Origin of the sequence: Acinetobacter sp. CIP 102129, assembly GCF_000368305.1 — a bacterium.
GTDB lineage: Bacteria > Pseudomonadota > Gammaproteobacteria > Pseudomonadales > Moraxellaceae > Acinetobacter > Acinetobacter parvus.
Genome location: NZ_KB849340.1, coordinates 634,641 through 656,953, shown reverse-complemented (window position 1 = coordinate 656,953; position 22,313 = coordinate 634,641). Strand labels below are relative to the sequence as shown.

General features: G+C 42.1%; 19 protein-coding genes, 1 tRNA gene and 1 pseudogene. 8 read left to right on the top strand and 13 right to left on the bottom strand.

The annotated features are described in order from the left end of the window. Positions 1-12: 12 nt before the first annotated feature. Positions 13-924: a polyprenyl synthetase family protein gene (locus F973_RS07235; protein ID WP_004760916.1), complete on the bottom strand. Its 912-nt coding sequence runs from the start codon at positions 922-924 to the stop codon at positions 13-15. Between the two features lie 162 nt (positions 925-1,086). Further along, the gene (gene prpF / locus F973_RS07230) at positions 1,087-2,274 is read right to left on the bottom strand and encodes a 2-methylaconitate cis-trans isomerase PrpF (protein WP_004760915.1); all 1,188 of its coding nucleotides are present in this window, start codon (positions 2,272-2,274) and stop codon (positions 1,087-1,089) included. Positions 2,275-2,644: 370 nt separating this feature from the next. On the opposite strand from prpF, the gene F973_RS07225 reads away from it, so the two are divergent. From F973_RS07225 to F973_RS07205, 4 genes are all read left to right on the top strand, one after another. Next, complete coding sequence (locus tag F973_RS07225) at positions 2,645-4,003, top strand: amino acid permease (protein ID WP_004760913.1); 1,359 nt, start codon at positions 2,645-2,647, stop codon at positions 4,001-4,003. A gap of 82 nt (positions 4,004-4,085) precedes the next feature. After that, positions 4,086-4,161, top strand: a tRNA-Arg gene (locus F973_RS07220). 369 nt (positions 4,162-4,530) lie between these two features. Beyond that, positions 4,531-5,660 (top strand): IS3-like element ISAcsp5 family transposase gene (locus F973_RS14610; protein ID WP_155756463.1). Its coding sequence is split into 2 segments (ribosomal slippage): positions 4,531-4,783 and positions 4,783-5,660, totalling 1,131 coding nucleotides; the frame shifts between segments, so codons are not numbered across the junction. A gap of 243 nt (positions 5,661-5,903) precedes the next feature. Then, positions 5,904-7,022 (top strand): Fic family protein, encoded by a 1,119-nt coding sequence (locus tag F973_RS07205; RefSeq protein ID WP_004755996.1) that lies wholly within the window; start codon positions 5,904-5,906, stop codon positions 7,020-7,022. A gap of 608 nt (positions 7,023-7,630) precedes the next feature. Here F973_RS07205 and F973_RS07200 read toward each other — a convergent pair. The 4 genes and pseudogenes from F973_RS07200 to F973_RS07185 all read right to left on the bottom strand — a co-directional run bounded on the left by F973_RS07200 (position 7,631) and on the right by F973_RS07185 (position 11,872). Beyond that, positions 7,631-9,364, bottom strand: a complete 1,734-nt coding sequence (locus F973_RS07200) for a bifunctional protein-serine/threonine kinase/phosphatase (RefSeq protein ID WP_004760909.1) — start codon at positions 9,362-9,364, stop codon at positions 7,631-7,633. 63 nt (positions 9,365-9,427) lie between these two features. Next, positions 9,428-10,237 carry a formate/nitrite transporter family protein gene (locus F973_RS07195; protein ID WP_004756001.1) on the bottom strand — a complete coding sequence of 270 codons (810 nt, stop codon included), beginning with the start codon at positions 10,235-10,237 and terminating at the stop codon, positions 9,428-9,430. Positions 10,238-10,416: 179 nt separating this feature from the next. After that, positions 10,417-10,763: pseudogene (locus F973_RS07190) on the bottom strand (DUF6607 family protein); the annotation flags it as partial. Positions 10,764-10,813: 50 nt separating this feature from the next. Next, positions 10,814-11,872 (bottom strand): RNA-guided endonuclease InsQ/TnpB family protein, encoded by a 1,059-nt coding sequence (locus tag F973_RS07185; protein ID WP_034432381.1) that lies wholly within the window; start codon positions 11,870-11,872, stop codon positions 10,814-10,816. A gap of 517 nt (positions 11,873-12,389) precedes the next feature. On the opposite strand from F973_RS07185, the gene F973_RS07180 reads away from it, so the two are divergent. After that, positions 12,390-13,673: an OmpP1/FadL family transporter gene (locus tag F973_RS07180; protein WP_004760904.1), complete on the top strand. Its 1,284-nt coding sequence runs from the start codon at positions 12,390-12,392 to the stop codon at positions 13,671-13,673. Between the two features lie 153 nt (positions 13,674-13,826). Here the strand turns inward: F973_RS07180 and thrH are convergent, their stop codons facing one another. Next, the gene (gene thrH, locus F973_RS07175; RefSeq protein ID WP_004678194.1) at positions 13,827-14,444 is read right to left on the bottom strand and encodes a bifunctional phosphoserine phosphatase/homoserine phosphotransferase ThrH; all 618 of its coding nucleotides are present in this window, start codon (positions 14,442-14,444) and stop codon (positions 13,827-13,829) included. 171 nt (positions 14,445-14,615) lie between these two features. On the opposite strand from thrH, the gene F973_RS07170 reads away from it, so the two are divergent. Further along, entirely contained in the window at positions 14,616-15,344 is a 729-nt protein-coding gene (locus F973_RS07170; RefSeq protein ID WP_004760902.1) for a phosphoadenylyl-sulfate reductase, read from the top strand. Positions 15,345-15,623: 279 nt separating this feature from the next. Beyond that, the gene (locus tag F973_RS07165) at positions 15,624-17,009 is read left to right on the top strand and encodes a WS/DGAT/MGAT family O-acyltransferase (RefSeq protein WP_004760901.1); all 1,386 of its coding nucleotides are present in this window, start codon (positions 15,624-15,626) and stop codon (positions 17,007-17,009) included. A gap of 36 nt (positions 17,010-17,045) precedes the next feature. Here the strand turns inward: F973_RS07165 and F973_RS15055 are convergent, their stop codons facing one another. The 6 genes from F973_RS15055 to F973_RS07140 form a co-directional block, all read right to left on the bottom strand. After that, the gene (locus F973_RS15055; RefSeq protein ID WP_004681609.1) at positions 17,046-17,219 is read right to left on the bottom strand and encodes a PA1571 family protein; all 174 of its coding nucleotides are present in this window, start codon (positions 17,217-17,219) and stop codon (positions 17,046-17,048) included. A gap of 135 nt (positions 17,220-17,354) precedes the next feature. Then, entirely contained in the window at positions 17,355-18,809 is a 1,455-nt protein-coding gene (gene rng / locus F973_RS07160) for a ribonuclease G (RefSeq protein WP_004760899.1), read from the bottom strand. 56 nt (positions 18,810-18,865) lie between these two features. After that, positions 18,866-19,432: a Maf-like protein gene (locus F973_RS07155; RefSeq protein WP_004760897.1), complete on the bottom strand. Its 567-nt coding sequence runs from the start codon at positions 19,430-19,432 to the stop codon at positions 18,866-18,868. Next, complete coding sequence (gene mreD, locus F973_RS07150) at positions 19,420-19,911, bottom strand: rod shape-determining protein MreD (RefSeq protein WP_004760895.1); 492 nt, start codon at positions 19,909-19,911, stop codon at positions 19,420-19,422. Before mreD ends, F973_RS07155 begins: the two co-directional genes overlap by 13 nt. Beyond that, complete coding sequence (mreC, locus tag F973_RS07145; protein WP_004678209.1) at positions 19,898-20,755, bottom strand: rod shape-determining protein MreC; 858 nt, start codon at positions 20,753-20,755, stop codon at positions 19,898-19,900. Before mreC ends, mreD begins: the two co-directional genes overlap by 14 nt. Before the next feature lie 17 nt (positions 20,756-20,772). After that, on the bottom strand, positions 20,773-21,813 hold the full coding sequence (locus tag F973_RS07140; protein ID WP_004678210.1) for a rod shape-determining protein: 1,041 nt from the start codon (positions 21,811-21,813) through the stop codon (positions 20,773-20,775). Positions 21,814-21,946: 133 nt separating this feature from the next. On the opposite strand from F973_RS07140, the gene gatC reads away from it, so the two are divergent. Then, on the top strand, positions 21,947-22,264 hold the full coding sequence (gene gatC / locus F973_RS07135; protein WP_004678212.1) for an Asp-tRNA(Asn)/Glu-tRNA(Gln) amidotransferase subunit GatC: 318 nt from the start codon (positions 21,947-21,949) through the stop codon (positions 22,262-22,264). Positions 22,265-22,313: the final 49 nt, after the last annotated feature.

The following is a 22,313-nucleotide window of genomic DNA, read 5'->3' as shown; positions in this document are numbered from 1 at the left end:
CTGTTCCTGTCATTAACTTTTTCGTGCCAGTAAAAACTGTGCAATTGCCACCAGCTCTCTGGCGCCATCACCAAAATAGCCCAATGCTTCAAATGCCTGATCATGTAGGGTTTGCGCATAGGCCTGAGCTTTTTCCAAACCCATTAAGGCTGGATAAGTCGATTTTTGTACCTGCTCATCCTTACCCGCAGTTTTACCCAACGTTTCAGTGCTGGCGGTAATATCCAGAATGTCATCCTGAACCTGAAAAGCCAAACCAATGCTTTGCCCAAACTGGCGCAACTTTGGAATCGCCTGATCCGTACCTGCAAAAATTGTCACTGCACCCATCATAATCGCGGCCTGAATCAAGGCACCTGTTTTATTACGGTGAATATTTTCCAGTTCAGCCTGATCGACCTGTTTGCCTTCAGCCTGTAAATCCAGTACCTGACCACAGACCATTTTTGAACTGGCGGTGGCTAAAATCTGCATTTGCTTCAGTACAATTGCAGCATCAGTTCCCTGCCCCTGTTCATCAAACAAACGGCTTCCCAGAATTTCAAATGCCATGGATTGCAAGATGTCACCTGCCAACAAGGCAGTGTCCTCACCAAATGCCACATGGCAGGTTGGCTGCCCACGACGCAGTAAATCATTATCCATACAGGGTAAGTCATCATGTGCTAAGGAATAACAATGTATTAACTCAATCGCAACGGCAGCACGACGAGCCGCTGCAAAATTATGATTCGGCAATAGAGCTGCTGTTGCATAACACAATGCAGGACGAACACGCTTTCCCCCTAGCATCACGGCATGATGCACAGCGGCCTTTAACGGTTCTGGAATGGAGAATGCAGCCAATGCTGTCAATAAATCCTGTTGAATACGTTGTTGAGCTTGTTGTAAAACATCCGCATTAACTTGAGAAATAGATGACACAATTGCCTCTGGAAGCTTGAATGATAAGGATAAAGACAGGACCTGTCAGAATGGCGACATCATACCATTATTTATCTCAGGAAATTGTGTTTGTATTTTTAACTTATTCAAAATAATAAAGCCTCCAAAAGGAGACTCTATCAAGAAATTTACTGGGATAATTTAGAACGTATCACCTGGTACACGCACCCAACCTTCCATTAACACACGTGCGCTACGGCTCATAATGGCTTTTTTCACGGCCCATTTGCCATCAATCAACTCAGCTTGAGCGCCAACACGCAATGTCCCTGATGGATGACCAAAACGAACCGCTTCACGCTCACCACCGCCTGCTGCCAGATTCACCAACGTTCCTGGAATGGCTGCTGCCGTACCAATTGCAACTGCGGCTGTGCCCATCATAGCGTGGTGCAGCTTACCCATCGACAAGGCACGCACCAATAAATCCACATCAGCCGCTTCAACGTTTTTGCCACTTGAAGAAGTATAGTTTTTCGGCTGAGAAACAAAGGCAATTTTAGGCGTATGCTGACGGGCAGCCGCTTCAGAAATATCTTTTATTAAGCCCATTTGTAGCGCGCCATAGGCACGGATTTTTTCAAAGCGCGCCAAGGCAGCGTTATCACCATTGATATGATCCTGCAATTCTGTACCCTGATAGCCAATATCTTCCGCATTCAGAAAAATGGTTGGAATACCCGCATTGATAAAGGTGGCCTGAAATGTACCAATCTCAGGTACTTCAAGCTGATCCACCACATTGCCTGTAGGGAACATATCGCCGCCCTCTTCACCATCATCGGCAGGGTCTAAAAATTCAATCTGCACTTCCGCTGCTGGAAAGGTCACGCCATCCAGTTCAAAGTCACCTGTTTCCTGTACCTGCCCGTTGGTCACTGGCACATGCGCAATAATGGTTTTTTGTATATTTTTCTGCCAGATGCGTACCGTACAAATACCATTTTCAGGAATACGTTCTGCATCAACCAAACCATTGGAAATGGCAAATGAACCCACCGCTGCGGTGAGGTTGCCACAGTTACCACTCCAGTCCACAAATGGCTGGTCAATCGAAACCTGTCCAAATAAATAATCTACATCATGTTCTGGTTGTGAACTTTTTGCCAAAATCACGGTTTTGCTGGTACTTGAAGTTGCACCACCCATGCCATCAATTTGCTTGCCATAAGGGTCTGGACTGCCAATCACACGAAGAAGAAGTTGATCACGTGCCTTTCCTGCCACCTGTGCCGCTTCAGGCAAATCATCCAGCTTGAAAAACACCCCCTTACTTGTGCCACCACGCATATAGGTTGCTGGGACTTTGATTTGCGGTACTGAGCTCATGTCAATTTCATCCTTTTATCATGTTTTGGTGCAGCTAGGTTTTGTGTTCAACGTTACTGCACAGCAGTCAAAAATGCCATACGACCAATGGTTTTTTAGGCAAATTATCGTTAGCAAAATATGTTGTTTATATTGGGTATATCAGCATGATTTAACAATAGCACTAAAGCCAACAAACATGGTTAAAAAACAAACTTGCCTTTCAAGCGTACAAATATAAATCAATATTTATTTTATCAATCATTCAAATATAGGATTTTAAATAACTTTTAAAAACTACTTTACAGTCATAGCCTGCCTGTACTTTTACTAGGCGAAAATCCTGCAATCTATTAGAATAATCCACTTATTCATCGTCGAGCTCAGTCCTTTGAACAACGATTCTTCTCAACTTCAGCGTGGACTAAAAAACCGCCATATCCAGCTCATTGCGATGGGTGGAGCAATTGGTACGGGCTTATTTTTAGGTTCTGCACAGGTGATCCAGTCTGCTGGACCATCCATTATTTTGGGTTATGCGATTGGCGGCTTGATTGCCTTTTTAATCATGCGTCAACTTGGTGAAATGATTGTTGAAGAGCCTGTTGCAGGTTCATTTAGCCATTTCGCCTATCAGTATTGGGGTAAGTTTCCAGGTTTCCTGTCAGGCTGGAACTATTGGGTATTGTATATCCTTGTTGCCATGAGTGAGCTGACGGCGGTCGCCAAATATATCAATTACTGGTGGCCTCATATTGCGGCCTGGCAGTCGGTGCTGTTCTTCTTTGTCGTCATTACTGCCATTAACCTGACCAATGTAAAGTTTTATGGTGAGTCAGAATTCTGGCTTGCCATTATCAAGGTCACGGCCGTGGTTGCCATGATCCTGTTTGGCCTGTTCCTGCTCTTTACCGCAGATGTCAATTCAACCGCCTCATTTAGCAACCTGTGGGCGCATGGTGGATTTTTCCCAAATGGCTTCGATGGCCTGTTCTATATGCTGGCATTCCTGATGTTTGCCTTTGGTGGGATTGAATTGATTGGTATGGCAGCAGCCGAAGCCAATGATCCAAAGAAAACCATTCCTAAAGCGATCAATCAGGTTGTGTTCCGTATTCTGATTTTCTACATCGGTTCACTCACAATTTTATTATCACTTGTGCCCTGGAATCAGTTGGATTTAGGCGGTCTGGATAAAAGCCCATTTGTGATGATCTTTAGCCAGATGGGAATTGGCTGGGCTGCACATTTACTTAACTTTATTATCCTGACTGCTGCTTTATCAGTCTATAACAGTGGTATGTATGCCAATAGTCGTATGTTGTACGGTCTGGCTCAACAAGGCAATGCGCCTAAAGTGTTTGCCAAGACCAATAAACAGGGTGTGCCTGTACCAGCGGTTTTACTGTCTGCCTTATTGATCTTTGGCTGTGTGTTGTTGAACTACTTTGTTCCAGAAGATGCCCTTGGCCATTTGATGTATGTAGTGGTCGGCGCACTGGTTTTAAACTGGGCGATGATCAGCCTGACCCACCTGAAATTCAAGGCGATGACCAAGACAAAAGGCCTGAAAACCAGCTTCCCTGCGTTATGGTCGCCATTGAGTAACTATTTGGTCTTGGCATTTATTGCTGTGGTGTTGTACATCATGTGGCAGCAGGGCTTTAAGGAATCCGTGCTGATGATTCCAATCTGGATTGTGCTGATGTTTTTACTGTATAAAGTGCTGAATTTAAAAGCCAAGAATTAAACACTTGATCGGTATTGAAAAAGTGATTGTTCTAGCAATCACTTTTTTGTTTATGCTTTTTCATTTACAATCACCGCACTATGCGCCCTTAGCTTAACTGGATAGAGCAGTTGCCTCCTAAGCGACCGACGTGGGTTCGAGTCCCGCAGGGCGCACCATTTTATGGTTTATTTTGATATAAAACATTCCACCCAAAAATAAAACATACATTAAATTCAAATATTTAATTAAAATCAAATCTAATTTAGTCTATAAATTTCCAACTTAATACATATTTTTTTGCGGTAATTTTTACGGTAAGATGTACTACCGCAAAAACTCTTACCGTAAAAAGGCCAAAAATAGTTATACCACTTACAGATACCAAGATTAAAACTATCAAAGCAGACTCTACAAAAGTTCAGAAGCTTGCCGATGGTAATGGTTTATTTTTGATTATTGATGTGGGTCTAGGATTTTAGACCACGTCTATAAGTGATAATCTACTCCCCAATAAGCATGGGAAATGCTTGTTTTTGGAGTCAACCATGACACGAAGAAAACGTCGTAATCATTCAGCAGAGTTTAAAGTTAAAGTTGCTCTCGCAGCAATTAAAGGCGACCACACACTCGCTGAACTTTCTACTCAATTCGATTTACATCAAAACCAAATCATCGATTGGAAAAATCAACTGCTTGAGCAATCAATCAATATTTTTTCACGACCAACAGCACAACAAGAACCTGAGATTGACCTCAAAGCTTTACATGCCAAGATAGGACATCAGGCATTGCAAATTGATTTTTTAGAAGGTGCGCTCAGAAAAATAGGGCAGCTGAGCGGCAAAAAATGATCGATAAGACCCATCAACTTTCGGTACGACAACAATCGCAATTGATTCAAATCAATCGCAGTACGTTGTATTACAAGCCCAAAGAGATTTCATCAACTGATTTGAGTTTGATGCGTCTGATCGATGAAATTCATCTCGACTACCCCTTTATGGGCAGTCGAATGATACGAGATATGCTACAGCGTCAAGGACATCAAATAGGTCGGCGTAAAGTCCGACGTTTAATGCGCTTGATGGGAATACATGCCTTGTATCCAAAACCCAATACCAGTAAGCCTAATCTTGCACACCGTATTTTCCCATATCTGTTGAAAAACATGGTCATCGATCACTCTAATCAAGTCTGGTGTACAGATATCACATACATTCCTATGGCTAAAGGCTTTGTCTATCTGTGTGCAATTATAGATTGGCATAGTCGTAAAGTACTGGCTCATCGTGTATCGATCAGTATGGAAACAGACTTTTGCATAGATGCGTTGCAAGAAGCAATTGTGAAATATGGTTGTCCAGAGGTATTTAATACAGACCAAGGCAGTCAATTCACAAGCGAGGCATTTTTGAATGAGTTAAAATTGCGAAATATCAGTATCAGTATGGATGGGAAAGGACGATGGATGGATAATGTGATGATTGAGCGGTTATGGCGCAGCGTGAAGCATGAGGAAGTCTATTTGAAGGCTTACGATACGGTTAAACAAGCGAAACAATCAATTGCTGAATATTTGGATTTTTATAACACGATACGTCCTCATTCAAGTTTGAATAAGGCAACACCAAATGAATTTTATGATCAACATTTACTAAAAGTAATGGCAGCATAATTTAAATATTTAGAGCGGATTTATCACTTATAAAACTGAATTGAGTGGTCTAATTAACGGAACCACATTAGTTATTATTTACTATTTCTAATTAAAAAAAGTGATTCAGCAATAATGTACCCCTCATTCAATAGAGGTACATGAGTATAAATGAGCTCATTAAACATTACATTCAACTCATTTATTGAGCCGAATATGTGTTATATTTAGCTCACCTTGGAAAGACTCTAAGTGGAGATTAAGATGCAAGATTGGATTTGGCAAAGTGACAACTGGGTAAACTTCACATGGGAAGATGAAATCATCTTACCCAAAACCAGACAAATTCATCAAAAAATTGGAATCCTACTTGGGCAAAGTCAACATGATTTAGCCAAAGAACAATTCACTTTAGATACTCTACTTGCCAATCTTGTAGCGTCATCAGCGATTGAAAATGAGACCTTAAATGTGTATTCATTACGCTCCTCACTTGCTCGTCGTTTGGGTGTTACCCTTGAACAACCTTACCCAAGTTCAGACCGATCTGAAGACTTAACCAACATCATGCTGGATGCGCTTAATAACGTAAAGCAACCACTTACTGTTAAACGTCTTATGCAATGGCACCAATGGCTTTTTAATGACCCTGATTGGACAATGCAGCGTTTACGTATTGGTCAACTCAGAGGTTCAGAACCAATGCAGGTTGTCTCTGGTCGATTGGACTATCCGACCGTTCACTTTGAAGCACCTCCTAGAGAAGGACTAGAAGAACGTTTAGAAGCTTTTATAAATTGGTTTAATCATAGTCTAACCGATGCGTTGCTTGACCCACTACTTCGTGCAGGCATTACTCACTTATGGTTTATCACACTTCACCCTTTTGATGATGGTAACGGTCGTATTACACGTACCCTCACAGACCTTGCATTAGCACAAATGGATGAACAGAGTATACGTTTGTATGCGATGTCCCCCGTTATATTAAATAAACGCAAAAGTTATTATGAAATATTAGAACAAACCCAAAAAAATGATTCCAATATCACCAATTGGCTTGTCTGGTTTTTAGATACTTTAAATGACAGCCTTGAAACGACGCTAAAGCAAATTGATCGAACATTGTTTAAGAGCCAGTTTTGGCATAAATATTCAAACTTAGATCTTCATGAAGGACAACGCAAAGTATTGAATCGTTTATTGGATGGAGGGGAAAATGGTTTTGAACATGGTATCAGTGCCTCACAATATCAAAAGGTTGCTAAAGTCAGTAAAGCAACGGCTACTCGTCACTTATCTGACTTGCTCGGAAAAGAGTGTATAATCAAATTGGAAGGTGGTGGGCGCAATACTCGCTATCAGATCAATACTCAATTATAAATAGAGTACTTTTATTTTTTACGGTATAGTTTGCGGTAAAATCAATTTAATTCATAAATTATAAACTTAAAATTCAATTATATAACATAATAGTTCGAGTCCCGCAGGGCGCACAATCACAATAAACAAATATAGAAAAATATATTTAAAATCCTTTGATATATAGCAATTTAACCAAAACAACATGACAAAATATACAATAATAAATAAGGATACCGTTGCAAAAAATGAGGATATATCCAGTTCTATCAACTTTTGTATCCTCATTCGCTATGGCTAAACACATCCCCCCCTAACAGATTCAAAGTGTTCAAGTGCAAAACCAAAAGAGAAAGACTATTCCCTATACGATGGTCATGGGTTAAGCTTCTGTTAAATCACTGCAAATCACAGGGATGACATCATACACCTCAACATTGGCTTGTTCATGCTTGCCGCCCAGTAGCACCAGATACAACGACTTCATTTAAATATCCAAAATAAAAATTATGATTCATAAAATTAAATTAACCGCAAGGTAAAATAATCTACAATATTTTAGGAGATTCGTGCTAAACACCAGTTATGAGAAGTAGAAATCAACGCTACAGAAAACTAATAAAAAACAACTAATTGCCGTGTAATAGGGAAAGTAGGCCCAAAAGCAATAATAACAGGATTGCAGATAGCATTTTCCAGAATAAAACAGGGTCCCTATCTACAAATGATTTACGTGCTGGCTGCACAAACAGAGGATTAGAATAATTTAAATCATAAATAAACTCTGAGATGTCCTCATAACGCTGCTCAGGATCAGGTCGAACCGCCTTTTCCAATGCCAGATCAACCCAGATCGGAATATCTTTGCGATATTCAAAGACCGAAAAATAATACAGCTTCCTCAAGTCTTTTCTGGATTTACATTTGGCAATATTGGTCTGGTAAGGTAAATCCCCTGTCAATAAATAATAGGTCAATACGGCAAGCGAATATTGGTCTGATCGGGTTGAAACAGGTTCCAGTAAAAAATATTCAGGTGCCATATAGGCCAACGTTCCCAAGGCAGCATCCTGTGTTTCCCGTTGCATTTCGCGAATGCCTGCAACACGACAAGCCCCAAAATCAATGATTTTTACCGTTCCAAAGCGATCCAGCATAATATTTTCTGGGCGAATATCCTGATGCAACATTTCCAGTCGATGCATTGCCTGTAAACCCTTGGCAACCTGCGCAATAATTTGACGTACTTGATCCAATGCAATCGGTTGTTGCTGATCCAGCATCCATTGCTTTAAGGTCTGTCCCTCAACATAATGCATGGTATGGTAAATATAATGTCGTGGTCGGGTTTGAGGATAGGCGCTCAATACATGAGGACTATGAATCCGCTTGGCAATCCATTCCTCCAGTAAAAACTGTTCAGCCAAATATTGATCATGCTGCACCTCAGAGGCAGGCACTTTGATTACCAGCAACTGTTGCCGATCTATTTCATGTGCCAAATATAAAATACTACGGTGGCTGGTATAGATTTCCCGAAGCAGTTGATAACCATCAAATTGCGTAGGCACATTTAACGCTGGCACAAAAGCCAGTTGTGCATATTCAGGCAAAATATCCTGTGCTTCAATTTGAGGCAGTTTTTGCACTTGAATAATCTGAATGGTCAGGTTATCGGTACTGCCCTGCTGATAGGCCCATTCCACAATGTGCTGAGCAATTTGATCTAAACTGGTATTTGTTTGAGTTAAAAACTGAATGAGTTGCGCTTGGGGACAATATTCATACACCCCATCGGTCATCAAAATAAAAATATCGCCCTCATATAAGGCATAGTTTTGATAATCAATCTCTACCTTGGCATTAACCCCCAAGGCTCGGCTTAAATAGCTTTCTTGTGATGATAACCAAATCCGATGGTCTGTCGTCAGTTGTTCCAATTGACCCGATTGCAGCCGATAAATTCGACTATCGCCAATATGGAACAGATGGGCAATCTGCCCTTTCAGCACCATAGCACTCAAGGTACAGACATAACCACGATCTTTATCAAAGCGATACTGGCTCTGTTGAGTCTGTGCGTATAACCAGCCATTGATTGCGGTCAGTACCCGTTCCACCGAGGTTTTGACGGTCCATGTTTCTGGCGTGGAAAAGTAGTCTGATAGCAATCCTGTAACGGCGGTTTGACTGGCAATGTGACTGACATTGCTGCTGCTAATACCATCCGCCAAGGCAAATGCCATGCCCTTATGCTGCAATAGATAGTTTTGCGGTAAAGTTGCGGCATAAAAGTCCTGATTGAGCTTTTTACGACCTTGATGAGAATATTGTCCCAGTTCAACCTGTAATTGTTGTGTCATTTTTATCTCAGTATTGAACGGGAATCACTCCCTGATTCCCTTATGCCATTCAATAGCAAATCATTAGAAGCTACGTTTTGGTGCTGTTTTAACATGCGTGGTATAGAGCGCAAGACCTGTCAAAGCCAGACCACCCACTAAATTCCCCAATGCAACTGGAATCTCATTCCATAGGAAATAATCCATAATTGAAAAATCACCACCCATCATCATGGCAAATGGGAACAGGAACATATTCACCACAGAATGCTCAAAGCCCATGGCAAAGAACAGCATCACAGGCATCCACATGGCAATGAACTTACCACTCACCGAGGTCGAGATCATCGCACCAATCACCCCCAGTGAAACCATCCAGTTACACAGCATGCCGCGAATGAAAATTGTCATCCAGCCACCAAAGCCATATTCCTTATAGCCAATGGTTCGGTTTTCACCAATATGCGCAATTTTATTACCAATTTCATTTGGTTCAGTGGCAAATCCATAAGTATAAACAGCTGCCATCAACACAGCGACGGTTAATGCACCCGCGAAATTACCTAAAAACACCCAGCCCCAGTGTTTCAGGATTCTTGGAATGGTCACCCCTGGACGCTTGTCGATCCATGCCAATGGCGTTAATACAAAAACGCCCGTTAATAGGTCATAACCCAATAAATACAACATGCAAAATCCCACTGGGAACAACAACGCACCAATAAGTGGCACACCTGTTTGAATCCCAATCGTCACCGCAAATACAGCCGCAATCGCAAGGATTGCCCCTGCCATATAGGCACGAATCATCACATCCCGTGTTGCCATATGCAGTTTTGATTCGCCTGCATCAACAACCTTGACCGCAAACTCGGATGGCGCAATATACGACATAAACAATCCTCTATAGTTTCTTTAAAAATTTTTATAAAAAAAGGGCCTAAAGCATCTTTCAGCTTTAGGCCCCTTTGCCCATAAAAACGTAGTGATTAATTGAAATAGGCATCTTTGCCTGTCTAATTATTTAAAAGCAAATGGCATGCCAGAAATAAAAAAGACCTAAGTATTGATTCACCCAATTTGCGTGCCAGCGCAGTATGGTCTTGCTATCAAACTTGATATTGTCCTGTTCATGCACCCAACCCGTTGCTGTCAATGCATGGTGGTTGGTCCCAATAATCACATCGTAATCATTACGAATCGTATGCTCACGGCGTGGCAATGGACGATAGGTTTCATTTGAAGTCCATTCCGTTACCCCATTATCTTTGGTCCAACGCCCCAAACCTGCATAACATGGAGATTCATCCACCTGCCATACTGTCTGCAACCATTTTCCTTGTGCATCCTGTTGTTTTAGCTCAATACTTTTCCATTTATAGTTACCAATATAGCTCCACATTTTTGTTGGTTCATATTCCTAATATTGTCGCACCTCATGTTTGAATTCGCCTTGACATCCTCCCCGACCTAAAGGACGGGGATTCCTCCTGCGAGACGCTCATGTCCGAGCGCAAGAATATTCAGTGCGGAATTTACATCCCGATCATGGAGCGTACCGCACTCCATGCACTGCCATTCTCTTATTCCAAGACCTGTCCTACCTTTCGGACTACTACAGCGTGAGCCACAGCACGAACACGTTTGGGTGGTATACGCTTCATTGACTTCTTCATACCATACCCCTGCGTTCTCGCATTTATACTTGAGCATGGTTCTTAGTGTTGTCCAACTTGCATCTAGCACTGATTTAGCTAATTTAGTTTGTGCGAGTGCTTTGGCATTCACATTGCCAACGAAGATTGCTGCATGTTCATTCACCAGTTTATGGCTGAATTGATGCAACATGTTTTGACGTATATTTTTAATCTTGGCGTGAATCGCTTTGACGCGTTTCTTATTTTTTGCACGTTGAGCAATGCCAAGTTTTTGTTCATATTGGCGATAGATTTTAGGGGCTTTGAGCTTTATACCATCTGAACAAGTAGCTAAGTCTTTTAATCCCAAATCTATACCAATTGAGGTTTTAGCGCTGGTTTTCTCTGTTTTAATTGAATCAACTACAAGACAGACATACCAACGCCCACGACTATCCTCTACAAACGAGCCTGTTTTGACGTTGTATTTTGATAGTCCGTAACTATCCCATAGTTTGAATTGATGCTTGCCGTATTGAACATAGCCATTAGCATATTTGATTGCAACTTTTTTGAATGGTATCCAGCCCAATGAACGCCTAGCTGATTTTTTATTGCTGACTCGCCATTTCAGTTTTGCTTTTTTGAATTGCTTTCTGCGTGTAATGAGTTCTTCTGTTATGGCTTGAATGGTTTGACTATGCAAATTGCATTCTTTCGATGTGCCTTTCGTGTATTTAGCAATATCGTATGCTGAAAAGAATTGTTGTTTGCGTTGTAGATGCTTGAAACACAAATCATTGACATAATTCCAAACAAAGTTTACCTCCAACGCTAGTTGGTCTAGCATCTTGCAATGTTTGTCTTTTATTCGTAATTTGAGTGTCTTCATACAATTATTTTAACCGTATTTTTCTTAATAGTGATTATAGCAAAAGTATTTAAAACGACATTTCATGTCGTATGGCTTACGCCAGTCGCTTATATCCTCGGGCTAAACCCCGAGGTTTTACGCTCCAATGGATAAATTACGTATTCAGCTATAGAGCAGAATATTACTTATAAATAAGCTTTTAGTTGTTCAAAAAAGTGGGAACACCTCTATAAAAATTCTATTTTTTACAAAAAACTCTTGACCTTACAAAAAAATTTTTTAGTAAAAATGCAAAAATTTGACCTTATGATCTTAGAAAAATAGTTTATATTTTTCATCACATTATCAATAAAAACACAGATGTATATTAAATTTTATAGCATTTTTTTGTTAAATTTCATGTAAAAAATCGTACTGTGTAGTTCATTTAGAACATTTACTCTTATTTTAATTATGGTATTTTTGTTACATGAAGCTATAGCCAATCATAGCTTCGTCAATACTTAGAATCTTGAAGTTCAAGGAAAGATTTAAAATGAAATTAAAATATCTTAGCACTGCCATGGTCTTAGCGACGCTACCTGCAACTGGAGCTTTTGCAGCAGCACTGGATCGTTCAGGTCAGTCAATGTCTGCTTTTTTCCAACCAGGTAACTATTTTGAAGCTGGTCTTTCGGTTCTAGATGCAGATGTTTCAGGAACAACTAAAGCCAATTACCCGAATGCTGCGCTACCATTACTCTCCAATACTAGTGTTGGTGAAATGGCTGATTCTTATCAGTTTGCTCATGCAGCACTAAAATTACAACTTGCTGACCAACTTTCATTTGGTTTGATTTATGATCAACCATTTGGAGCAAAAGCAACCTATTCAACTGATACAGCAAAATTACCTGCTGCGCTTCCTGGTGCCGCTGCTGCACTTCAAGGACAAGGTGCATTTCATAATGGCACTCAAGGAACTTCTGTAGAAGTTGAAACTCAGAACCTTTCTATGATTCTTGGTTTTCAACCAAATAAAAATTTAAACTTTTATGCTGGTCCAGTCTACCAAACTGTAAAAGGTAATATTCAACTCCGTGGTACTGCTTACGGTGGTTCTGCAACTTTCGGTGGATATAACGCAGATATCAAAGAAACTGGAGATATCGGTTGGTTAGCTGGTGCTGCATATCAAATTCCAGAAATTGCATTAAAAGCATCTGTAACCTATCGTTCTGAAATTAAACACTCAACTGATGCAAAAGAAAGTTTTAGCTCTCTTGGATTATTTGCTGGCTTAAATGCAATTCCAGCCAAAGAAACAGATATTACAACACCTCAATCTGTTAACCTTGATTTACAAACAGGGATCATGGCGGACACAGTTGCCTTTGCTAACATTCGCTGGGTAAATTGGAAGGATTTCTCAATCCAGCCTGATAAATTTACTACAGCAAGCAAAAATCCTGCTGTACAAGCATCAACAGGTAAACCTGAATTTGCTCTTGTTGCATATACTGATGACCAATGGTCTGTAAACGCTGGTGTTGGTCGCAAAGTGACTGACAAATGGGCAGGTAATGTCTCTGTAGGTTGGGACTCTGGTGCAGGTAACCCTGTATCAACCTTAGGTCCTACCGAAGGTTACTGGAACTTAGGTGTTGGTGTTCAATACAGCCCTACCCCTGCGACCTTTATTGCTGGTGGCGTAAAATACTTCTGGTTAGGTGATGCCAAAGCTCAAGCTGCTTCTCAATTTGACACTCCAAACTATGTTGCTGAATTTGAAGACAACAACGCTATCGCTTATGGTTTAAAATTGGGCTACCGCTTCTAAGCCAACCCCAATCTATAAAAAAGGCGAGTCATTCATGACTCGCCTTTTTTAGTGCTCAAAAATTTAAAATTATTAGACCTCTTGTAAAAATATTTACAACCCCTTTGTTTTCCCCCTTCTCAAGGGGGAACTATAGGGGGTTTTGCAAGAGATCTATTCTGGAATATTACGCTGAGATACTGAACGAATCGCCTGCTTTAATGCTTCATAACCATGCAGTGGTGGAAACTGTGGAAATTCAGCAATTACATTGTCTGGCGCATCAAACAGGAAACCGTGATCAGCCTCACCCAGCATGGTTGTGTCGTTATAGGAATCACCAGCAGCAATCACGCGGAAATTCAAACCATGTAATGCTTTTACAGCTTGACGCTTTTGATCTGGTTGACGCAGTTTATAGGCAGTAATCATGCCATTTTCATCGGTCTCAAGTTTATGACAGAAAATTGTTGGCCAGCCTAACTGCTTCATCAATGGATGGGCAAACTCATAGAATGTATCAGATAAAATAATCAGTTGAAAATGAGTACGCACCCATTCCACAAATTCTCTCGCACCTTCAAAAGGCCCCATGTCTGCAATAACGTCTTGAATGTCATTTAAACCCAAACCATGTTGTTTCAGGATGTTTAAACGCTGGGTCATTAATACATCATAATCTGGAATATCACGAGTTGTTGCCTCGAGTTCTTTAATACCAGTTTTCTTTGCAAAATTAATCCAGATTTCTGGAACCAAAACCCCTTCAAGATCTAGGCAGACGATTTCCATGAATGCTTCCAATGTTGGTTAAAAATTGCTGTATCATACCATTAACATTTTCAATTTTGCGCTGTTGTTGAATAAAACGGTTTTATTCTGCAAGATTAAAACCACAAGCAGGCCAACAGCTTTGCTTATAATGATTTACAATTGTGCCCAAGCCTATCGCCAGGAACATTCATGACTGTTATTCCTACTATTGACCTTGTAGATGCGCTCGCTGCTGAATACGCAGACAAATCGCCACGAGAAATTTTAGAACTCGCACTTAGCCAGCAAGGTGAGATTGCAATTTCATTTTCGGGTGCGGAAGATGTTGTGCTGATTGATATTGCCTCACGTCTTGGCAAACCCTTTTGCGTGTTTAGTCTGGATACAGGTCGTTTGCATGCGGAAACCTATCAATTTATTGAAACGGTCCGTAAGCACTATAATATCACTATTGAAATCTGCTTCCCTGAATCCGCAGCAGTACAACAACTGGTTAATGAAAAAGGGTTGTTTAGCTTTTTTGAAGATGGGCATCAGGAATGTTGTGGTGTTCGAAAAGTGCAACCTTTGCGTAAGAAACTTGCCACTTTAGATGGCTGGATTACAGGGCAACGTAAGGACCAGAGTCCAACCCGCAGTGATGTTCCTGTGATTCAAGCCGATGTCGGCTTCTCTGGCGAGGGCAAACAACTGATTAAATACAACCCGCTTGCCAACTGGAGCAGCGCGGATGTATGGAGTTACATTCGGATGATGGAGATTCCATACAACCCACTGCATGAGCGTGGTTTTATCTCGATTGGTTGTGAACCATGTACTCGCCCTGTACTTCCGAATCAGCATGAACGTGAAGGTCGCTGGTGGTGGGAAGAGGCAACCCATAAGGAATGTGGTTTGCATGCAGGCAATCTTAAATAATAGTGCCTAGCAGATTTGGTATATAAAAACCACTGATTCGTCAGTGGTTTTATTTTTTCTGACTCCTCTGTACAAAGTCATATTTTAACCAGAACAAACCGTATATACTTCATACAACGGTTCAATAATTCTAATAAGAATTATAGGGTGTGTTGGATGCGATCTTGCGAGCTATGTTCCATTGCGATATAGCACATTGTTTAGACTATGCACGGCATGATTGAAGTGTCATCAGACCCTACAAGTATCTTATAAAAAATGCAAGGAGAGGCTATATACATGCGCCCATTACACCCAATCGATTTCATTTTTCTTTCTTTAGAGAAAAGACAGCAACCTATGCATGTAGGTGGCTTGTTTTTATTTGAGATTCCAGAAAATGCATCGCCTACTTTCGTTCATGACCTAGTTCAAGATATCCGACAATCAAAAAGTATTCCTGTTCCACCATTCAACAACCAGCTCAATGGGCTATTTTGGGGAGAGGATGAAGAGTTCGATATTGACCACCATTTCCGCCATATTGCCTTACCAAACCCAGGCCGTATCCGTGAATTGCTGGTCTATATCTCGCAGCAACATAGCTCACTGCTTGATCGTGCAAAACCACTTTGGACCTGCGATGTGATTGAAGGAATCGAAGGGAATCGTTTTGCGATGTATTTCAAAATTCATCATGCGATGGTAGATGGCGTTGCAGGTATGCGTCTGATTGAAAAATCGCTTTCAAAAGATCCGAATGAAAAGCATGTCGTGCCATTATGGTGTGTCGAAGGAAAGCGTACTAAACGCTTGAAAGCACCTAAAACCCCTGCTGTCAGTAAAATCAGGGGAGTTCTGGATACGATTAAATCCCAGTGTGAAATTGCACCTAAAGTGATGCAGGAACTTTCACAAACACTGTTTAAGGAAATTGGGAAAAACCCTGACCATGTGTCAACATTTCAGGCACCACCGTCAATTTTAAACCAACGTGTAAGCTCTTCCCGCCGTTTTGCTGCCCAGTCTTTTGAGCTGGAACGTTTCCGTCGTATTGCCAAAACACTGGGCGTTACCCTTAATGATGTGGTATTGGCGGTATGTTCTGGTGCATTACGTGAATATTTGATCAATCAAAATAGTTTGCCGAAAAAACCGTTAATTGCAATGGTGCCTGCTTCATTGCGTACAGATGATTCTGAGTTCAGCAACCGTATCACCATGATTCTGGCAAATTTAGCCACCCATATTGCGGACCCAATTGAACGTTTAGAAATTATTCGCCGTAGCGTGCAGAACTCAAAACAGCGGTTTAGCCGCATGAGTGCAAACGAAATCCTAAACTATAGTGCATTAGTCTATGGGCCAGCAGGTTTAAACATTGCTTCAGGCATGCTTCCAAAACATCAGGCATTTAATCTTGTGATCTCGAATGTACCAGGCCCACGTGAACCTTTATACTGGAATGGTGCGAAACTTGATGCGCTCTACCCTGCATCTATCGTCATGGATGGTCAAGCACTCAACATCACCATGACCAGTTATCTGGACAAGTTGGAAGTCGGTTTAATTGCGTGTCGTAATACTGTACCAAAAATGCAGACACTTCTTACGCATTTAGAGGATGAAATTCAGCGTTTTGAACAGGCGATTCAGGACTTGCCAGAACAGAAAGTTGCGAATTAAGTTCGCAGAAAAAATTAAGGGGCTTTACATAGCCCCTTATTTTTTAATTGCACGGCAACGTTGTAAAAGCTGATGACAAGCGGAACGAATCATGGCGGTGGTAATCTGAACCTCTTTACCTTGGCTATCAACCATATAGCACGTATTTACAGGATTACTGTCCAAAACATGCTTAAAACCGTGATTCACTAATCTTTCACTAACATTCATAGTTATATACCTCTTATATTTTGCTAAGACACCCAATAGTGCCTATGGCTCATTTTATTGTTCTAGTATTTAAAATTTGTGATCGAAAGTAAAATTTCAGTTGTAACAAGGATTAAGCGAAATATTGTTACAACTTTAGCTTAAAATGATATCGTATTGCTCTTGCGTATACAGATTTTCGACCTGAAATTTAATCACGCGATTAATGAAATGTTCCAGATCCGCCACGGCTGGGGCTTCTGCTGTGAGTAGCCGATCAATGACCGCTGGATGTGCAACGACAGTAAAGCCACCCTTGGAATCAAATGCACGGGCATAGCGCAGGATTTCTCGAAATATTTCGTAACATACTGTCTCCGCGGTCTTCACATAACCACGCCCCTGACAAGTTGGGCATGATTCACACAGTAAATGTTCCAGAGACTCGCGAGTACGTTTGCGGGTCATTTCAACCAGACCAAGTTCCGAAACCTGGGTAATCTTGGTCTTAGCATGATCCCGTTCCAGCATCTTTTCAAACTGCCGCATCACCTCGTCACGGTGTTCGGCTTCCTGCATGTCAATGAAGTCAATAATAATAATCCCGCCAAGATTACGCAGACGCAGTTGTCTTGCAATCACCTGTGTGGCTTCCATATTGGTCTTAAACACAGTGTCTTCTAAACTACGACCACCCACATAAGAGCCTGTATTGACATCAATCGTGGTCATGGCTTCGGTCTGGTCAATCATCAGGTAACCACCAGACTTGAGCGCCACCCGAGTCTGCAAGGCTTTCTGTAGATCATCCTCAACGTTGTATAAGTCAAACAGTGGTTTTTCACCTGGATAATGAATCAGACGATCATGCATGCTCGGCATAAATTCATCAATAAATTCTTGCAGCTTGCCGTAGATTTCCCGTGAATCGACATAAATTTTGGCAGTTTGTTCACTGGCCAGATCACGCACCACTCGGCGCGGCAAAGGCAATTCCTCAAAGATCAGGGATGGAACAACGGTACTTTGCTGGGTACGTTGAATATATTCCCAAAGCTTGGCGAGATAGCACATGTCCTGCACAATCGCCGCTTCATCCACTCCCTCTGCGGCAGTACGCACAATCACGCTGCCTGGTAACTGGTGTTCGACCTGAATACGCTCAATCATGCTGCGTAAACGGTCACGCTCCTCTTCGGACTCAATGCGCTGGGAAACCCCAATATGCTTGCCAAAAGGCATCATCACCAGATAACGGGATGGGATAGAAAGGTCAGTGCTAAGTCGGGCGCCTTTAGTGCCAAGCATGTCTTTCATGACTTGAACCGTCAGGATTTGCCCAGGATGTAGCAACTCAAAAACGTTGGGAGTTGGCTGTGAACGGGACCACACCATATCATTGATATGTAAAAAAGCGGTTCTGGACAAACCAATATCAACAAAGGCGGCCTGCATTCCTGGCAGCACCCGCACCACCTTGCCCTTGTAGATATTACCCACTAAACCACGCTTTACCGTACGCTCAACGAATAATTCATTAACCGTTCCATTTTCAATCAAGGCCACACGACATTCCATCGGTGTGACGTTAATCAGCAATTCTTCTGCCATAACCAACTCAAAATTTTATAAAAATTCTTATATCCGAAAGTATCAGCCTGGTAATTTTATACGGAGGCCTTAACGCTTTCTAATAACTGTACTGTCTCATATAAGGGTAAGCCTACGACATTACTGTAACTTCCACGAATCTGTGGAATATATTGCGCCGCAATTCCCTGTATCGCATAGGCACCTGCCTTACCAATAGGTTCGCCAGTAGCCCAGTATTTTTCCATTTCCACATGACTTAAACGTTGGAACTCAACCTGGGTACGCACTACTCTACTCAAGATTTTCGAGCTGCTTGCCACACAGATTCCAGAGTAGACATCATGCCACTGTCCAGAAAGTGCTGACCAGATTTCAAAGGCATGCTGCTTTGACTCTGGCTTTCCAATAATCTTTCCAGCACAACTTAAACTGGTATCCGCTGCAATCACAATCGCTTCTGGGTACTGGTTTAAAACAACCTGAGCCTTGTCCCTTGCCAAGCGTTCAACATACTGTTCAACAGTTTCACCGTCCTGCACAGCCTCATCAACATCTGGACTATAACTATCAAAGTCCAGACTGAGTTGCCTTAACAGCTCCTGCCGACGGGGTGAGCTTGATGCGAGAATTATATGCGCCATTTATGTAAACAATAATAAACCAGAGGCCACGTCACGATACTGGTCAGCACGGGCTGCCAATGACGCGCAATCGAGAAATGTGTCCCTGCAATGGTCTGGCTAATCCACAGAAAAATGATATGCGTCACAATCGCAATCATCGCAATCACCCATGAATTTCCAAAAGTGAGGATACGGCGTTCACGAATAAAATAGCGTGTCGCAAAGGCAATAAATACAAAACTCAGTGCATTTAAACCGAAAGGTGCATCCAACAGCAAATCAACGAACAGTCCCATGCCGAATGCAAACCAGACTCCACACCAGACAGGCTGGTAAAGAATCCAGAACAACATGATCATCAGCATCACGGATGGCCGCCAGCCTGAGGCTTCATAGGCGATTGGGTAGACCATCAGGATTGATCCGATCACAATCGAAATGATGATCATCCAAAGTGGGTCTTTGCGTTTTTCATAATTCAGCTTAGCGATCGGCATAAGGTTGCTCCTGCGCTAAGGATTCAGAGAACAGCACCACCACATGATGGCCACTGGCAAGTTGGGCCGCTGGTCTCACATCAATTTCGGCAAACTCACCCGAAGTATGACGGCTCACCTTAGACACCGTTCCCACTAAATAACCTGCTGGAAAATGTTCACCCAAGCCTGAACTGAACACCTTGTCCCCCACCTGAATATTGGCACTGGTAGGTACATACTCCATTTTGAGCTGTCCCAAATCCCCTGTACCCGAGACGATTGCACGCATCCCCGTACGTTCCAAACGTACAGAGAGAGAGTGTTCTTTATCAGACAGCAACATCACCCGCGAACTGTGCGGATAGACACTAATCAACTGCCCCATAATGCCTTTATCATCCAGAACAGTCTGGCCCACCTTTAAATGGTCCAGTGAACCACGGTTGATAATGATGATATGACGCAAAGGGTCAGCATCTGTTCCAATCACTTCTGCAATTTGCATACGGCCATCAATAATCAATGGCGTATCCAAAAGCCCCCTTAAACGGTTATTTTCCGCAGAGAGTTCTGAAAGTTTTTGGAGTCGAACCTGTGCCTGTAAGAGTTCAGCCTGCATCGCAGTGTTTTCACGGCGCAGTTGGGTTTCAGATTTGGTTTGTTGGTTCAGCCATTCTCGCGACAGTACAGGATAGCTTGCCAGCGCATAAATCGGATTATACGCGGCGTACAGAACATCCCTTGCAGGCTGGATGACATAGGGCATGCGCCAGTCAAAGAAAAGCACCACCAGACATGTAATGACCGCAATGATAAAGGAGCGAAAAGATGGCGGTTGTCTTGAAAAAAGATTCGGTTGCACCGCCTGATCCTTATGGTTTAACCAACGAAAAGCATATCATGGTTTGGATTGTCAAAAAACTCTAAGACTTTACCGCCACCACGGGTGACGCAGGTTAAAGGATCATCAGCAACAATCACAGGTAAACCTGTTTCTTGGGCAAGGAGTTTGTCCAGGTTACGCAGCAATGCACCACCGCCTGTTAAAACAATGCCACGTTCAGCAATATCAGAAGAAAGTTCAGGTGGAGTTTGTTCTAAAGCAGATTTTACAGCGCTGACAATACTTTGTAGTGGATCAGAAATCGCCTGAGTAATTTCATCAGAAGTTACGGTAATCGCACGAGGAACACCCTCAGCTAAATTACGTCCACGCACTTCTATTTGTAGCGTTTTGCCATCAGCAATCGCCATACCCACTTCTTTCTTAATGGTTTCAGCCGTTGTTTCGCCAATCAGGCAACCGTGTGCCTTACGAACATAGTTGATAATCTGTTCATCAAAGACATCACCACCGATACGGAGTGAATCTGCGTAGACACAACCCTGTAATGAAATGATTGCGATCTCGGTCGTACCACCGCCCACATCCACCACCATCGAACCACATGCCTGTTCAACTGGCATACCCGCACCAATTGCGGCAGCCATCGGCTCTTCGATCAAACGCACATCACGCGCGCCCGCATTAAACACAGCCTCACGAATGGCACGGCGTTCAACCAATGTTGATTTACATGGCACACACACCACCACACGCGGTGCTGGTGGAAACAGACGCTTTTCGTGCACCTTGCCAATAAACTGGTTCAACATGGTCTCAGTGACTTCAAAATCGGCAATCACACCGTCTTTCATTGGACGAATTGCTGAAATATTCGCTGGTGTACGGCCTAACATTTGTTTAGCATCAATCCCTACAGCCGCCACAATTTTTTGTGAGCCACTGTGACGAATGGCCACAACTGTTGGTTCATTTAATATAATGCCACGGCCTGGTGCATAAATAAGGGTATTTGCAGTACCTAGATCAATGGCTAAATCCGGCGAAAACAAGCCAATTAGTCGTTTTAGAATCACGGGGGCGTTCTCAATTAAACTTTGTGTGAATACAAGGTGGCAACTTTAACGAAATGTGATGCTTTGAACAAGTCAATCGCTTATTATAACGCACGATATTTTGCAATTTTTTGATACTGAATTAGGTAAAGTTATGTCTACATCATCAGATGCTCAGCAGACGACGGACTTAAATGCACAAACCGTTTCAGGGATTGCGCATCTTGCCCGTTTATCCCTAGATGAAACGCAATCTGCTGAATATGCTCAAAGTTTAAATAAAATTCTTGGCATGATGGAAAGCTTGAAAAACATTAATACCGATGATGTTGAGCCTTTAAAAAGCCCATTTGACCATCCACAGCCTTTACGCGCCGATGTGGTGAGTGAAAGCAATCACCGTGATGAATATCAGGCAGTCGCCCCTGCAACAGAAGCAGGTCTGTACCTTGTACCTCGCGTAATTGAATAAGATTTATTCGATTAGTCAATATTTTATATTTAGAATGTAAAGAAATTTT

What these genes read in the sequence shown, in the direction of transcription:
- F973_RS07165 (WP_004760901.1), top strand. Translation starts at nt 15,624, where the DNA reads ATGCGCCCATTACACCCAATCGATTTCATTTTTCTTTCTTTAGAGAAA.
- F973_RS07180 (WP_004760904.1), top strand. Translation starts at nt 12,390, where the DNA reads ATGAAATTAAAATATCTTAGCACTGCCATGGTCTTAGCGACGCTACCT.
- prpF (WP_004760915.1), bottom strand. Translation starts at nt 2,274, where the DNA reads ATGAGCTCAGTACCGCAAATCAAAGTCCCAGCAACCTATATGCGTGGT.
- F973_RS07155 (WP_004760897.1), bottom strand. Translation starts at nt 19,432, where the DNA reads ATGGCGCATATAATTCTCGCATCAAGCTCACCCCGTCGGCAGGAGCTG.
- thrH (WP_004678194.1), bottom strand. Translation starts at nt 14,444, where the DNA reads ATGGAAATCGTCTGCCTAGATCTTGAAGGGGTTTTGGTTCCAGAAATC.
- F973_RS15055 (WP_004681609.1), bottom strand. Translation starts at nt 17,219, where the DNA reads ATGAATGTTAGTGAAAGATTAGTGAATCACGGTTTTAAGCATGTTTTG.
- F973_RS07200 (WP_004760909.1), bottom strand. Translation starts at nt 9,364, where the DNA reads ATGACACAACAATTACAGGTTGAACTGGGACAATATTCTCATCAAGGT.
- F973_RS07205 (WP_004755996.1), top strand. Translation starts at nt 5,904, where the DNA reads ATGCAAGATTGGATTTGGCAAAGTGACAACTGGGTAAACTTCACATGG.
- gatC (WP_004678212.1), top strand. Translation starts at nt 21,947, where the DNA reads ATGTCTACATCATCAGATGCTCAGCAGACGACGGACTTAAATGCACAA.
- F973_RS07185 (WP_034432381.1), bottom strand. Translation starts at nt 11,872, where the DNA reads ATGAAGACACTCAAATTACGAATAAAAGACAAACATTGCAAGATGCTA.
- rng (WP_004760899.1), bottom strand. Translation starts at nt 18,809, where the DNA reads ATGGCAGAAGAATTGCTGATTAACGTCACACCGATGGAATGTCGTGTG.
- mreD (WP_004760895.1), bottom strand. Translation starts at nt 19,911, where the DNA reads ATGCCGATCGCTAAGCTGAATTATGAAAAACGCAAAGACCCACTTTGG.
- F973_RS07170 (WP_004760902.1), top strand. Translation starts at nt 14,616, where the DNA reads ATGACTGTTATTCCTACTATTGACCTTGTAGATGCGCTCGCTGCTGAA.
- F973_RS07195 (WP_004756001.1), bottom strand. Translation starts at nt 10,237, where the DNA reads ATGTCGTATATTGCGCCATCCGAGTTTGCGGTCAAGGTTGTTGATGCA.